Annotated in this window: 12 protein-coding genes and 1 tRNA gene; 9 read left to right on the top strand and 4 right to left on the bottom strand. The window is 72.1% G+C overall.

The genetic code is table 11. The features are described from left to right. Window positions 1–7: 7 nt before the first annotated feature. Together ACGFIG_RS07655 and ACGFIG_RS07650 are read right to left on the bottom strand one after the other, a co-directional pair. Window positions 8–697, bottom strand: a complete 690-nt coding sequence (locus ACGFIG_RS07655) for a TetR family transcriptional regulator (RefSeq protein WP_393000287.1) — start codon at window positions 695–697, stop codon at window positions 8–10. 95 nt (window positions 698–792) lie between these two features. Then, window positions 793–1,749 carry an acyl-CoA desaturase gene (locus ACGFIG_RS07650; RefSeq protein WP_393001371.1) on the bottom strand — a complete coding sequence of 319 codons (957 nt, stop codon included), beginning with the start codon at window positions 1,747–1,749 and terminating at the stop codon, window positions 793–795. Between the two features lie 134 nt (window positions 1,750–1,883). Here ACGFIG_RS07650 and ACGFIG_RS07645 point away from each other — a divergent pair, with 134 nt between their 5' ends. From ACGFIG_RS07645 to ACGFIG_RS07605, 9 genes are all read left to right on the top strand, one after another. Next, the gene (locus tag ACGFIG_RS07645) at window positions 1,884–2,639 is read left to right on the top strand and encodes a helix-turn-helix domain-containing protein (RefSeq protein ID WP_393000285.1); all 756 of its coding nucleotides are present in this window, start codon (window positions 1,884–1,886) and stop codon (window positions 2,637–2,639) included. 45 nt (window positions 2,640–2,684) lie between these two features. Further along, window positions 2,685–2,755, top strand: a tRNA-Gln gene (locus ACGFIG_RS07640). A 74-nt stretch (window positions 2,756–2,829) separates the two neighbouring features. Further along, the gene (gene glmU, locus ACGFIG_RS07635; RefSeq protein WP_393000283.1) at window positions 2,830–4,365 is read left to right on the top strand and encodes a bifunctional UDP-N-acetylglucosamine diphosphorylase/glucosamine-1-phosphate N-acetyltransferase GlmU; all 1,536 of its coding nucleotides are present in this window, start codon (window positions 2,830–2,832) and stop codon (window positions 4,363–4,365) included. A gap of 55 nt (window positions 4,366–4,420) precedes the next feature. Continuing rightward, on the top strand, window positions 4,421–5,401 hold the full coding sequence (locus tag ACGFIG_RS07630; protein ID WP_334605438.1) for a ribose-phosphate diphosphokinase: 981 nt from the start codon (window positions 4,421–4,423) through the stop codon (window positions 5,399–5,401). A gap of 423 nt (window positions 5,402–5,824) precedes the next feature. Continuing rightward, entirely contained in the window at window positions 5,825–6,514 is a 690-nt protein-coding gene (locus ACGFIG_RS07625) for a 50S ribosomal protein L25/general stress protein Ctc (RefSeq protein ID WP_366640891.1), read from the top strand. 105 nt (window positions 6,515–6,619) lie between these two features. Then, a complete protein-coding gene (gene pth, locus ACGFIG_RS07620) occupies window positions 6,620–7,210 on the top strand; it encodes an aminoacyl-tRNA hydrolase (RefSeq protein ID WP_393001369.1) in 591 nt (196 codons plus the stop codon). Between the two features lie 102 nt (window positions 7,211–7,312). Next, window positions 7,313–8,143 carry an inositol monophosphatase family protein gene (locus ACGFIG_RS07615; protein WP_393000281.1) on the top strand — a complete coding sequence of 277 codons (831 nt, stop codon included), beginning with the start codon at window positions 7,313–7,315 and terminating at the stop codon, window positions 8,141–8,143. A gap of 80 nt (window positions 8,144–8,223) precedes the next feature. Next, complete coding sequence (gene cysD, locus ACGFIG_RS07610) at window positions 8,224–9,135, top strand: sulfate adenylyltransferase subunit CysD (RefSeq protein ID WP_393000279.1); 912 nt, start codon at window positions 8,224–8,226, stop codon at window positions 9,133–9,135. Then, on the top strand, window positions 9,135–10,472 hold the full coding sequence (locus ACGFIG_RS07605; protein ID WP_393000277.1) for a sulfate adenylyltransferase subunit 1: 1,338 nt from the start codon (window positions 9,135–9,137) through the stop codon (window positions 10,470–10,472). Before cysD ends, ACGFIG_RS07605 begins: the two co-directional genes overlap by 1 nt. An 85-nt stretch (window positions 10,473–10,557) precedes the next feature. Here the strand turns inward: ACGFIG_RS07605 and galK are convergent, their stop codons facing one another. Both galK and galE read right to left on the bottom strand, forming a co-directional pair. Then, window positions 10,558–11,718, bottom strand: coding sequence for a galactokinase (galK, locus tag ACGFIG_RS07600; protein ID WP_393000275.1), 1,161 nt, complete (start codon window positions 11,716–11,718; stop codon window positions 10,558–10,560). Next, window positions 11,715–12,698: a UDP-glucose 4-epimerase GalE gene (gene galE / locus ACGFIG_RS07595; RefSeq protein ID WP_393000273.1), complete on the bottom strand. Its 984-nt coding sequence runs from the start codon at window positions 12,696–12,698 to the stop codon at window positions 11,715–11,717. The genes galK and galE overlap by 4 nt, the downstream gene beginning before the upstream one ends. Between the last annotated feature and the right edge of the window lie 160 nt (window positions 12,699–12,858).

Raw genomic sequence — 12,858 nt, 5'->3', positions numbered from 1 at the left:
ACCGGGCTCAGCGCCCCCGCGCCGTGATCAGGCCCGGCTTCGCCTCCAGGTGCGACAGCCCACTCCAGGCCAGGTTGACCAGGTGCGCGGCCACCGTCTCCTTGCGCGGCTTGCGCACCTCCAGCCACCAGCGGCCGGTCAGCGCCACCATCCCCACCAGCGCCTGCGAATAGAGCTCGGCCAGCTTCGGGTCGTAGCCCCGGCTCTTGAACTCCGCACCCAGGATGTGCTCCACCTGGTGCGCCACGTCGTTCATCACGCTGCTGAAGTTGCCCGCCGCCGACAACACCGGCGAGTCCCGTACCAGCACCCGGAAGCCGCTGGTCTCCTCCTCGATGTACGTCAGCAGGGCCAGCGCCGCCTGCTCCAGCAACTCGCGCGGATGGCCGGCCGTCAGGGCCGTGGTGATCCGGTCCAGCAGGGCGCGGACCTCCCGGTCCACCACCACCGCGTAGAGCCCCTCCTTGCCGCCGAAGTGCTCGTAGACCACCGGCTTGGAGACCTTCGCGCGGGACGCCACCTCCTCGATGGACGTGGCGTCGAAGCCGCGCTCGGCGAAGATCTGCCGGGCGATCGAGATCAGCTGCTCACGGCGCTGGCCGGCCGACATGCGTACGCGTGAGGAGGGCTTGGGGGCCGCGGCGGGAACCGCCCGCCGCCGGCCGGTCGTGCCGTCGCTGCCAGGGACATCCGCCATGTTCTCGTCACTCCGCCGGCGCTCGGTGACGCCCTGTCGTCCGATGGTGCACGTGGCCCCATACTGCCAGGCGATCCGCGCGCCCACCGCCCGCGTTACCGCTCGGCGGCCGGTTCGACGAGCTTGGCCGTGATGCGCTCGGGCTTCGGCCAGCGCACGTCCCAGGCGGCGCCGGCCTTCTCGAACAGCCAGATCACCCGGGCCGAGATGTCCACCTGACCGCGCAGGACGCCGTGCCGGGCACTGGTCGGGTCGGCGTGGTGCAGGTTGTGCCAGCTCTCGCCGAACGACAGGACCGCCAGCGGCCAGAAGTTCGACGCCCGGTCGCCCTGGCGCAGCGCGAACGGCCGCTCCCCGTAGACGTGGCAGACCGAGTTGATGGACCAGGTCACGTGGTGCAGCAGCGCGATGCGCACCAGCCCGGCCCAGAAGAACGCGGACAGCGCCCCCTGCCACGACCAGGTGAGCAGGCCGCCCATCAGCGCGGGACCGAGCACCGAGACCACGACCAGCAACGGGAAGAGGCGGTCCACCCGGGTGATGTCCCGGTCGGCGAGCAGGTCCGGGGCGAACCGCCGCCGGTTGGACAGCTCGCGGCCGAAGAGCCAGCCCACGTGCGCGTGGAACAGGCCCTTGGCCAGGCCGCGGACGCTCTCCCCGTACCGCCACGGCGAGTGCGGGTCGCCGTCCAGATCCGAGAAGGCGTGGTGGCGCCGGTGGTCCGCCACCCACTGGATGATCTCGCCCTGCACCGCCAGCGAACCGGACACCGCCAGCGCGATGCGCAGCCAGCGCTTCGCCTTGAACGACCCGTGGGTGAAGTACCGGTGGTAGCCGACCGTGATGCCCAGCCCGGAGACGACGTACCAGAGCGCGGCGACGGCCACGTCGGTCCAGCTCAGCCAGCCGCCCCAGGCGACCGGTACGGCGGCGACGAGGGCCAGGAAGGGGATCACCACGAACGCCCAGAGGGCGACGAGGATCCCCCGGGACTGGGCGCCCTGGGTGAGGGGCTTCGGTCCGGCGGCAGGGTCGAGGGACGTGGCGGACATGGGCACCTCGCAGAGGGACGGAGTGATCACGAAGTTACGCCTACGTCACCGTAACTTAGGCGCCCGCAGGGCGCACGGGACAGCGTCGGGGATGAATATCCGCGATGTCGTACGCCTGTTCTAAGGTGCTGCTCATGACCGATCCACCGGCTGAGGATTCACGTCCACTGTCCGCCCGTGGCTACCGCGGACCGACGCCGCATCTGCATGAGGAGGCACTTCGTCTGCGCCGTCGAGGCTGCACTGTCCCTGAGATCGCGAAGCGGGTCGGTGTCGCTCGTTCTACCGCCTATCAGTGGGTGCGGCACCTGCCGATTGATCTTGACTCCGAGGAGGCTCGGGCTCGTCGGCGAGCGCACTCCAAGGCGATGACGGACGCCCAGTGGGGTGAGTATCGCGCGGTCCGTGATGCCGCTCGGGCGGAGACGGTGGCGAAGGTCGCAGCCTGGGTGAAACGCCTGCGCTACCGGGAGCTGGTTCTGGTGGGCGCGGCGATCTACTGGTGCGAGGGAAGCAAGGCGAAGCCTTGGCGTCCGAACGACTGCCGGTTGAAATTCGTCAACAGTGATCCGGCGCTGGTGTTGCTGTTCCTCCGGTTCGTCGAGGCGCTCGGGGTCGCGCGAACTGCCCTCCGGTTCCGCGTCAGCATTCACGAGAGCGCGGATGAGGCAGAGGCTGTTCGTTGGTGGGCCGACCTGGTCGGGGTGCCGGCTGCGGAGTTTCAGCGTTCTTCGCTGAAGCGGCACCGGCCGGCGACGAAACGGCAGAACGTCGGTGCTGGCTATCGAGGTTGCCTCACGGTCTACGTCCCGCGATCGAGCCGCCTCTACTGGAAGGTCGAAGGGATCATGAAGGGAATGAGTGATGGCGTCACGGGCGAGGGGCGCTAAGGTGTAGAGGGCGGGGAGGCTGTCCTTCTTGCCCGCTTTAGGCCTTCCCGGGTCGTCTAATGGCAGGACGTCAGGTTTTGGTCCTGATTGTAGGGGTTCGAGTCCTCTCCCGGGAGCTTCCGCTCGTCCCAGGCGATGTCTGGTTAGCATGGCCGCGAGACTGTTCGCCGTCCCGACGGGAGCCCGTGTCGTGTCCCAGCCCCACCTCCGCACCGTTGTCGTGCTCGCCGCCGGTGAGGGCAAGCGGATGAAGTCGGCGCTGCCCAAGGTGCTGCATCCGCTGCTCGGCCGTACCCTCGTCGGTCACGTGCTCGCCGCCGCCGCGCCCCTGGCGGCGGACCGCACGGTGGTCGTGGTGGGGCACGGTGCCGACCAGGTCCGCGCGCACCTGGCGGAGATCGCCCCCGGGGCCACCCCGGTGCTCCAGGCCGAGCAGCTCGGCACCGGGCACGCCGTCCGGATCGCGCTGGACGCCGCGCCGGACGCCACCGGCACCGTGGTCGTCATCAACGGCGACGTGCCGCTGCTGCGCCCCGAGACGGTGGCCGCGCTGGTCGAGGCGCACGAGGGTGCGGGGGCGGCGGCGACCGTGCTCGCCGCCGAGGTGCCCGACCCGACCGGCCTGGGCCGTATCGTGCGCGACGCCGACGGGCGGCTCGAACAGATCGTCGAGGAGCGCGACGCCACCAGCGCGCAGCGGGCGATCCGGGAGATCAACGCCGGCATCTACGCGTTCGACGCCGCCCGGCTGCGCGACGCGCTGGGCAAGCTGTCGACCGACAACGACCAGGGCGAGGAGTACCTGACCGACGTCTTCGCCCTGCTGGGCTCGGCCGGTGAGCCGGTGGCGGTGCACGTGGCGGCGGACCATGTGGAGACGCTGGGCTGCAACGACCGGGTCGAGCTGGCCGCACTGCGCCGGCTGCTGCGCGACCGGGTCAACGAGGCCTGGATGCGTACCGGGGTCAGCCTGCTCGACCCGGAGACCACCTGGATCGACGTGACGGTCGCCCTGGACCGGGACGCCGTGGTCGACCAGAACACCCAGCTGCGCGGCGGCACGGTGGTCGGCACGGGCGCGGTGGTCGGGCCGGACGTGACGCTGATCGACACGGTCGTCGGTCCGGGCGCCACGGTGCTGCGCAGCCACGCGGTGGGCGCGGAGGTCGGCCCGGGCGCCAGCGTCGGGCCGTACGCGTACCTGCGCCCGGACGCCCGGCTGGCGGAAAAGGCCAAGGTCGGCACGTTCGTCGAGGTGAAGAACTCGGAGGTGGGCGCGGGCGCGAAGGTGCCGCACCTGTCGTACGTGGGGGACGCGACGATCGGCGCGAAGGCGAACATCGGCGCGGCGACGATCTTCGTGAACTACGACGGGGTGAACAAGCACCGCACCACGGTCGGCGAGGCCGCGTTCGTCGGTTGCGACACCAGCCTGATCGCCCCCGTCGAGGTGGGTGCCGGGGCGTACGTGGCGGCGGGCAGCGCGATCGCGCAGGACGTGCCGCCGGGAGCGCTGGGGGTGACCCGGGCGCCGCAGCGCAACATCGAGGGCTGGGTGGCCCGCAAGCGGGCCGGTACGGCCTCCGCGGAGGCGGCCGAGCGGGCTCGAACGGCTGATGAGGGTGCGTCGGCGCCGGGGTCCGGGGCAAGTGAAGGTGAGGCAATCCACGGGGATGCCGAGCCGGTCAGGTCGGCCTCGGGGGCGGGGGATACTGCAACCGAATAGTCCCCGGCCCACCACCACCGCCGGGTACCACCGACCAACGGGAGCAGACGGGCCCATGGGCAGCATCGTCGCCGAAAACCGCAAGAGCCTGATGCTTTTTTCCGGACGTGGCTTTCCGGAGTTGGCCAAGGAGATCGGTGAGGTGCTCGGCGTCGCGCCGACGCCGGCCGACGCGTACGAGTTCGCCAACGGTGAGATCTTCGTACGGTTCAAGGACTCGGTACGCGGTTCGGACGCCTTCGTGGTGCAGTCCGTCACGCACGGGGTCAACACGTGGGTCATGGAGACCCTCATCATGATCGACGCGCTGAAGCGCGGTTCGGCGAAGCGGATCACGGTGGTCCTGCCGTTCTACCCGTACGCCCGGCAGGACAAGAAGCACCGCGGCCGGGAGCCGATCTCGGCCCGGCTGGTGGCGGACCTGCTGAAGACGGCCGGGGCGAACCGGATCCTCACCGTCGACCTGCACACCGCCCAGATCCAGGGCTTCTTCGACGGCCCCGTCGACCACCTCTTCGCGATGGACATCCTCGCCGAGTACGTCCAGCACAAGTACGACGGCCGCCCGATGACGGTGGTCGCGCCCGACTCGGGCCGGGTGCGGGTGGCCGAGCGGTGGACGGACCGGTTGGGCGGCTGCCCGCTGGCCTTCATCCACAAGACGCGGGACCCGCTGAAGCCGAACCAGGTGGTGGCGAACCGGGTGGTCGGCGAGGTCGAGGGGCGGGTCTGCCTCATCGTCGACGACATGATCGACACGGGTGGGACGATCTGCAAGGCGGCGGACATCCTCCGGGAGTCCGGCGCGGCCGACGTGATCGTGGCGTCGACCCACGCGCTGCTCTCCGACCCGGCGACCGAGCGGTTGAAGAACAGCCCGATCAGCGAGGTCGTGGTGACCAACACGCTGCCGTTGCCGCCCGAGAAGCAGCTCGACAAGATCACCGTACTGTCGATCGCGCCGCTGCTGGCGCGGGCGATCCGCGAGGTCTTCGACGACGGTTCGGTGACCACCCTCTTCGGTGGCCTGAGCTGACCGTCTGACGCCGGGCCGGGCGGCGTGACCGCCCCCGGTCCGGGCGTCGGCGGTCCGGGCGTCAGCCGTGTCGCCGCGTGGGCCGACGCCGACGCGGAGACCAGCCCCGCGACCGGGCGTCCGCCCTCCGGCGCGTGGTGCGGCGCCCGTGGGAGGGTGCCGCCGGGAGGGCCCGGTTCGCCCTGCGGGCCGGCGGGAACGGTGATAAGGGGACTGCCGCAACGCGCGGAATCAGCTCGGGTAGACTGGTGCGGTTGCCACGGCGAGGGTGCCCGGCGGGCCGCTGAGAAGCGCCGCACGGAGGCACCGTCATCGACGCGGTGCTCCGGGCAGTCGTTCTCGACGCATGAGCCCCAGCGAGCCCCTCGCCCCAGCACCGCCAGACGACAAGCCGCCAGCAGCGAAAGCATCAGGAGTTTCCCCGTGTCCGAGGTAAAGATCAGCGCCGAGCCCCGTACCGAGTTCGGCAAGGGTGGTGCCCGTCGTACCCGCCGGGCCGGCAAGGTGCCCGCCGTGCTGTACGGCCACGGCGAGAAGCCGAAGCACATCGCGTTGCCGTCCCGCGAGTTCGCCGCCGCGATCCGCAAGGGTGGCGCCAACCAGCTCTTCGCGATCGAGGTCAGCGACGGCACCCAGGTGCTCGCGCTGCCGAAGGCGATCCAGCGTGACCCGATCAAGGACACCTTCGAGCACGTGGACCTGCTGCTGGTCCGCCGGGGCGAGAAGGTCACCGTCGAGGTCCCGGTCCAGCTGACCGGTGAGGCCGCGAAGGACACCCTGATCGTGCACGACCACGACACCCTGTCGGTCACCGCCGACGCGACCAAGGTGCCGGACCACCTGGAGGCCTCGATTGAGGGCCTGGAGGCCGGCACGCAGGTCACCGCCGCCGACGTGGAGCTGCCGGCCGGCGTCGAGCTGGCCGCCGACGCGGAGCAGACCGTCGCCTCGGTGACCGCCGCGCCGACCGCCGAGCAGCTCGAGGCCACCCTCCCCGAGGTCGAGGAGGCCGCCGAGGAGGCCGAGGCCGGTGTGGGCGAGGAGACCGCCGAGGGCGCCGAGGCTCCGGCCGCCGAGGGCGAGGAGAACGCCGAGGCCAAGACCGAGGCCTGATCGGTTCGCATCGTCGTGACAGGCGTCCCCGCGCGGTCGGGGGCGCCTGTCGGCGTATCGGTGTCCGGGCGGATGAGCGAGGGCGAGCAGCGGGAGGGGCGGGGCGTGACGGACGAGGCGGGGCCGTGGCTGGTGGTCGGCCTGGGCAACCCGGGTCGGGAGTACGCCGGCAACCGGCACAACGTCGGTTTCATGGTGGCCGACCTGCTGGCGGGTCGGCTCGGCGCGAGGTTCGGCCGGCACAAGCGGGCGGTGGCGGAGGTCGCCGAGGGGCGGCTCGGGTTCGGCGGGCCGAAGCTGGTGCTGGTCAAGCCGCTGACGTACATGAACCTCTCCGGCGGGCCGGTGGCCGGCCTGGCCCAGTTCCACAAGGTGCCGCCGGGCCGGGTGATCGCGGTGCACGACGAGTTGGACATCGGCTACGGGCAGGTCCGGGTGAAGTGCGGCGGCGGCGAGGGCGGACACAACGGCCTGCGGTCGATGTCGAAGTCGCTGGGCACGAAGGATTACGTCCGGGTGCGGTTCGGCATCGGCCGGCCGCCGGGGCGGCAGGACCCGGCGGACTACGTACTGTCGGATTTCGGCGCGGCGGAGCGCAAGGAGCTGGAGTTCCTGGTGGACCGGGTCGCGGACGTGGTGGAGTCGGTGATCACCAGGGGCGTGGAGCCGACGCAGAACCTCTACCACGGGGTGTGAGCGCCGGGGCCAGGTAGTCTTCGCCTTTCGGCGCGCGGCGACCGCCGGGGCGGATCGTCGGCGCGGCGTGCCGCGGCGTGGCGAGGCGACGGGAGCAGGAGCATGGGCAGTCCTCCGACGATCGACGGGGCTTTCGCCCGGTGGCTGGCGGCCCGGGCCGGTCAGGCGCTGCTCGGCCTGCGCGCCGAGATGGGCTTCGCGGACGCGGGGGCGTTGCGTTCGGCCGGCGACAAGGTCTCGCACGACCTCATCCGTACGGAGCTGGCGAAGTGGCGGCCGGACGACGCGGTCCTCTCCGAGGAGGACGAGGGCTCGCGGCTGGCGTGGGCGGCTGAGGTGAACGCCGAGGCGGTGTCCCGGCTGACCGCCGACCGGGTGTGGATCATCGACCCGTTGGACGGTACCCGGGAGTTCTCCGAGGAGGGCCGTTCGGACTGGGCGGTGCACGTGGCGCTCTGGTCGCGTACGGCGCCGACGCCGCACGGGCTGGTCGCGGGCGCGGTCGGGCTGCCGGCGCAGCAACGGGTGCTGGGCACCGACTATCCGCCGGCGTACCCGCAGGCGACGGTGGAGGCGGCGGCACCCGGCGGACGGACGATCCGCCTGGCGGCGAGCCGGAGCCGGCCGCCGGTGTTCCTGACCGACCTGGCGGAGGATGTCGGGGCGCACCTGGTGCCGATGGGGTCGGCCGGGGCGAAGATCGCGGCGGTCGTCACCGGTGAGGTGGACGCCTACATCCACGCGGGCGGCCAGTACGAGTGGGACTCGGCCGCGCCGGTCGCTGTGGCGACGGCCACGGGGCTGCACGCTTCCCGGATCGACGGTTCTGCGCTGAGATACAACGAGGCGGATCCGCGCCTGCCGGACCTGCTGGTCTGCCGTGCGGATCTCGCCAGTCGGTTGCTTGCAGCGCTGCAGCGGCATTCCGGGTAGCCTGAGCGGCACTTCTTGGCATGCCCGACCGGAAAGGTCTGGAATACGATGAGCGGATTCGAGCGAAACGAGCCCGTGTCATGACCGCCCCCGCCGCCTACCAGGTGTCGCACCTCGACGCGTTGGAGGCCGAGAGCATCTTCGTGATGCGCGAGGTGGTCGCCGAGATGGAGCGGCCGGTGCTGCTCTTCTCGGGCGGCAAGGACTCGATCGTGATGCTCCGGCTGGCCCAGAAGGCGTTCGCCCCGGCCAACATCCCGTTCCCGGTCATGCACGTGGACACCGGGCACAACTTCCCCGAGGTGCTCGAATACCGCGACCAGCGGGTCGCCGAGCTGGGGCTGCAACTGGTGGTGGCGAGTGTGCCGGAGGCGCTGGCCAGCGGGCTGGTGCGCGAGTCGGCCGACGGGATGCGCAACCGGATCCAGACGCCGGTGCTGCTGGAGGCGGTCGAGAAGCACCGCTTCGACGCGCTCTTCGGCGGCGCCCGGCGCGACGAGGAGAAGGCCCGCGCCAAGGAGCGGGTGTTCAGCTTCCGCGACGAGTTCGGCCAGTGGGACCCGAAGAACCAGCGCCCGGAGCTGTGGGCGCTGTACAACGGCCGCCACCACCCGGGCGAGTCGATCCGCGTCTTCCCCCTGTCCAACTGGACCGAGCTGGACGTCTGGCACTACATCGCCCGTGAGCGCATCGCCCTGCCGTCGATCTACTACGCGCACGAGCGCGAGGTGGTCGAGCGCGACGGGATGCTCTACGCGGTCAACGAGTTCTTCCGTCCCCGGGCCGGCGAGGACCGGTTCAAGGCGCGGGTGCGCTACCGCACGGTGGGCGACGCGTCCTGCACCGCGGCGGTCCGTTCCGACGCCGACACGGTCGAGAAGGTCATCGAGGAGGTCGCCGCCACCCGGATCACCGAGCGCGGCGCGACCCGCGGCGACGACCGGGTCAGCGAGGCCGCCATGGAGGACCGCAAGCGGGAGGGCTACTTCTGATGAGCACCGAGACCGTCGCCCCGGACGGCGCGAACACGACGGACGGCCGGGCCGCCGCCGGGGCCGGGCCGGAGATCCGGCCGATGGACCTGCTGCGCTTCGCCACCGCGGGCAGCGTGGACGACGGCAAGTCGACCCTGATCGGCCGGCTGCTCTACGACACGAAGTCGCTCTTCACCGACCAGCTCGCCGCCGTCGAGGCGGTCAGCGCCGCGCGGGGCGACGAGTACACGAACCTGGCGCTGCTCACCGACGGCCTGCGGGCCGAACGCGAGCAGGGCATCACGATCGACGTGGCCTACCGCTACTTCGCCACCCCCCGGCGGAAGTTCATCATCGCGGACACCCCGGGGCACATCCAGTACACACGGAACATGGTCACCGGGGCGTCGACGGCCGACCTGGCGCTGATCCTGGTGGACGCCCGCAAGGGCCTGGTCGAGCAGTCCCGCCGGCACGCGTTCCTCTGCTCGCTGCTGCGGGTGCCGCACCTGGTCCTCTGCGTCAACAAGATGGACCTGGTCGACTTCTCGCAGGAGGTCTTCGAGCGGATCGCGGACGAGTTCACGGCCTTCGCCGCGAAGCTCGACGTGCCCGACCTGACCGTGGTGCCGGTCTCCGCGCTGCGCGGCGACAACATCGTCGCCCGGTCGGAGAACATGCCCTGGTACGAGGGCCCGTCGCTGCTGCACCACCTGGAGCGGGTGCACATCGCCAGCGACCGCAACCTGGTCGACGTGCGCTTCCCGGTGCAGTACGTGATCCGCCCGCAGTCGACCACCGTCACCGACTACCGGGGCTACGCCGGGCAGGTCGCCTCCGGGGTGCTCAAGCCGGGCGACGAGGTGATGGTGCTGCCGTCCGGGTTCACCAGCCGGATCGCCGCGGTGGAGACCGCCGACGGGCCGGTCGCGGAGGCGTTCCCGCCGATGTCGGTGACCGTACGCCTCGAAGACGAGATCGACATCTCCCGGGGCGACATGATCTGCCGCCCGAACAACGCCCCGACGGTGTCGCAGGACATCGAGGCGATGGTCTGCTGGATGGACGAGACCCGTCCGCTCCAGGTCGGCGGGAAGTACGCGATCAAGCACACCACCCGCTCGGCGCGGGCGATCGTGCGGGCGCTGCACTACCGGCTGGACATCAACTCGCTGCACCGCGACGAGTCCGCGGGCGGGCTGGGGCTCAACGAGATCGGCCGGGTACGGCTGCGGACCACCGTGCCGCTGCTCGCCGACGAGTACCGCCGCAACCGCACCACCGGCGGCTTCGTGATCATCGACGAGACCACCAACCGTACCGTCGGCGCGGGGATGATCGTCGAAGCCCAGTGATCCCGCGGGCGGGCGCCGGCCCGCCCGCGGCATGCGGCCCAGCCGTCTCGCGTCCCGCGCCCGGCCCGGCGGAGGGAGTCCCGGCTCAGTCCAGCCGGGTGGCACCCGGGGCGGGCCGGACGGTGACGTGGCCGGGTGCGGCGAAGCCCCGCTCGGCGTAGGCGGCCGTGACGGCGGCGGCGACCGCGTCGGCCCGTTCCGCGTCGACCAGGGCGAGGACGCAGCCGCCGAAGCCGCCGCCGGTCATCCGGGCACCGAGCGCGCCAGCGGCGAGGGCCGCCTCGACGGCGGTGTCGACCTCCGGGACGGTGATCTCGAAGTCGTCGCGCATCGAGGCGTGCGAGGCGGTCAGCAGCGGGCCGATCTCACGTACCCGGCCGGCGCGCAGCAACGCGACGGTGTCGAGGACCCGTTGGTTCTCGGTGACGACGTGCCGCACCCGGCGGCGGGTCTCCTGGTCGTCGAGCCGGGTCAGGGCGTCGGCCAGCCCGTCGGCGGGGACGTCGCGCAGCGCCGCGGCGCCGAGCAGCCGGGCGGCCCGTTCGCAGGACGCGCGGCGGGCGGCGTACTCGCCGTCGGCGTGCCGGTGCGGAGCCCGGCTGTCGACCACCAGCACGGCCAGGCCGGCGGCGTCCAGGTCGAACGGGACGTGCTCGACGGACTCGTCGCGGCAGTCCAGGAAGAGGGCGTGCCCGGCGCGGCAGCGGATCACCGCCGACTGGTCCATGATCCCGGTTGGCGCGCCCACGTAGTCGTTCTCGGCCCGCTGGGCCAGCCGGGGCCGCCGCGCGGCGGGCAGCTCGAGCCCGCCCAGGTCGGCCAGGGCGGCCAGCACCGCGGCCTCCAGCGCGGCCGAGGAGGACAGCCCCGCGCCGAGCGGCACGTCGGAGGCGATCGCCAGCCGCGCCCCGGGCACGGGGTGCCCGGCCTCCCGCAGCGCCCAGAGGACCCCGGCCACGTACGCGCCCCAGCCGGTGACCCGGCCAGATTCGGCGACCTCGTCGGCGCCGAAGGTGACCGTCTCGCCGGTGAGTTCGGAGCGGACCGTCCAGGTGGCGCCGGGCTGCGGGGCGGCGGCCACCACCGTGCGCAGCGGCAGGGCGAAGGGCAGGACGAAGCCGTCGTTGTAGTCGGTGTGCTCGCCGATGAGGTTCGCCCGGCCGGGAGCCGCCCAGCGGCCGGCGGGCGCCTCGCCGTACGCCGAGCGGAAGACGGCGGTGGCGCGGGCCGCGACGTCGTCGCTCACCGCGGCCCCGCGACGTGCGTGCGGTAGAAGGCCCAGGCGTCGGTGACGATGTCGGACAGGGTCGGCTTCCGCGGCTCCCAGCCCAGTTCCTCGCGGGCGAGCGCGGACGACGCGACCAGCTCGGCGGGGTCGCCCTCGCGGCGTGGCGCGACCTCGACCGGCACGGGGTGCCCGGTGACCTCGCGGACCACGTCGACCACCTGCCGGTTGCTGAAGCCGTTGCCGTTGCCCAGGTTGTAGATCCGGTGCTGGCCGGCCGTCGCCGCGCCGAGCGCCAGCAGGTGGGCGCGGGCCAGGTCGGCGACGTGGATGTAGTCGCGCACGCAGGTGCCGTCGACGGTCGGGTAGTCGTCGCCGAAGAGCTGGAGCTTCTCCCGCCGGCCGGCGGCCACCTCCAACGCGATGGGGATCAGGTGGGTCTCGGGGTCGTGCCGCTCGCCGAGCGCGACGTCGCCGTCGAGGTACGCGCCGGCCACGTTGAAGTAGCGCAGCGAGACGGCGGCCAGGCCGTGCCCGATCGCCTCCGAGGTGAGGGCCATGTCGACGGCGAGCTTGGTGGCGCCGTACGTGTTGGTGGGGGCCTTGACGGCGGTCTCCGGGATGGGCAGCTCGGTGGGGTTGCCGTAGACGGCGGCGGTGGAGGAGAAGACCAGGCGGGGCACCCCGGCGGCGCGGACGGCGTCGATGAGGGCGATCGAGCCGACGGTGTTGACCCGCCAGTACAGCTCGGGCCGGACCATCGACTCGCCGGCGGCGATCAGCGCGGCGAAGTGCAGCACCCCGTCGAATCCCGCGCCGGGGGTGAGCACCCGCGCGGCGTCGTGGACGGGCGCGTCGACGTACGTCGCGTCGGGGGCGAGCGCCTCCCGGTGGCCGGTGCGCAGGTCGTCGAGAACCACCACCTCGTGGCCGGCGTCCAGCAGCATCCGGGTCACCACGCTGCCGATGAAACCGGCGCCGCCGGTGACGAGCAGTTTCACGTCGGTCTCCTCCCGCCCGGCCGCCCGGTCGCGGCCCGTGCCCGTGATCACCCTACGGCCGGCCGTCGCGTGGTGACCGCCCTCCGGCGGCTTGCCGTCCCATCATGATCCCTCATGTCCGAACAGAGTCGCACATGGGCAGCCGGCCGGCCCGACACTG

The sequence above is a fragment of the Micromonospora sp. NPDC049048 genome (genome assembly GCF_043197615.1).
GTDB lineage: Bacteria > Actinomycetota > Actinomycetes > Mycobacteriales > Micromonosporaceae > Micromonospora.
This window is presented reverse-complemented; position numbering and strand designations above follow the sequence as displayed.

Bases quoted from the DNA above. Each gene is read 5' to 3' on its own strand.
- ACGFIG_RS07615 (WP_393000281.1), top strand. From the start codon at position 7,313: ATGGGCAGTCCTCCGACGATCGACGGGGCTTTCGCCCGGTGGCTGGCG.
- ACGFIG_RS07645 (WP_393000285.1), top strand. From the start codon at position 1,884: ATGACCGATCCACCGGCTGAGGATTCACGTCCACTGTCCGCCCGTGGC.
- cysD (WP_393000279.1), top strand. From the start codon at position 8,224: ATGACCGCCCCCGCCGCCTACCAGGTGTCGCACCTCGACGCGTTGGAG.
- ACGFIG_RS07655 (WP_393000287.1), bottom strand. From the start codon at position 697: ATGGCGGATGTCCCTGGCAGCGACGGCACGACCGGCCGGCGGCGGGCG.
- ACGFIG_RS07605 (WP_393000277.1), top strand. From the start codon at position 9,135: ATGAGCACCGAGACCGTCGCCCCGGACGGCGCGAACACGACGGACGGC.
- ACGFIG_RS07630 (WP_334605438.1), top strand. From the start codon at position 4,421: ATGGGCAGCATCGTCGCCGAAAACCGCAAGAGCCTGATGCTTTTTTCC.
- ACGFIG_RS07650 (WP_393001371.1), bottom strand. From the start codon at position 1,749: ATGTCCGCCACGTCCCTCGACCCTGCCGCCGGACCGAAGCCCCTCACC.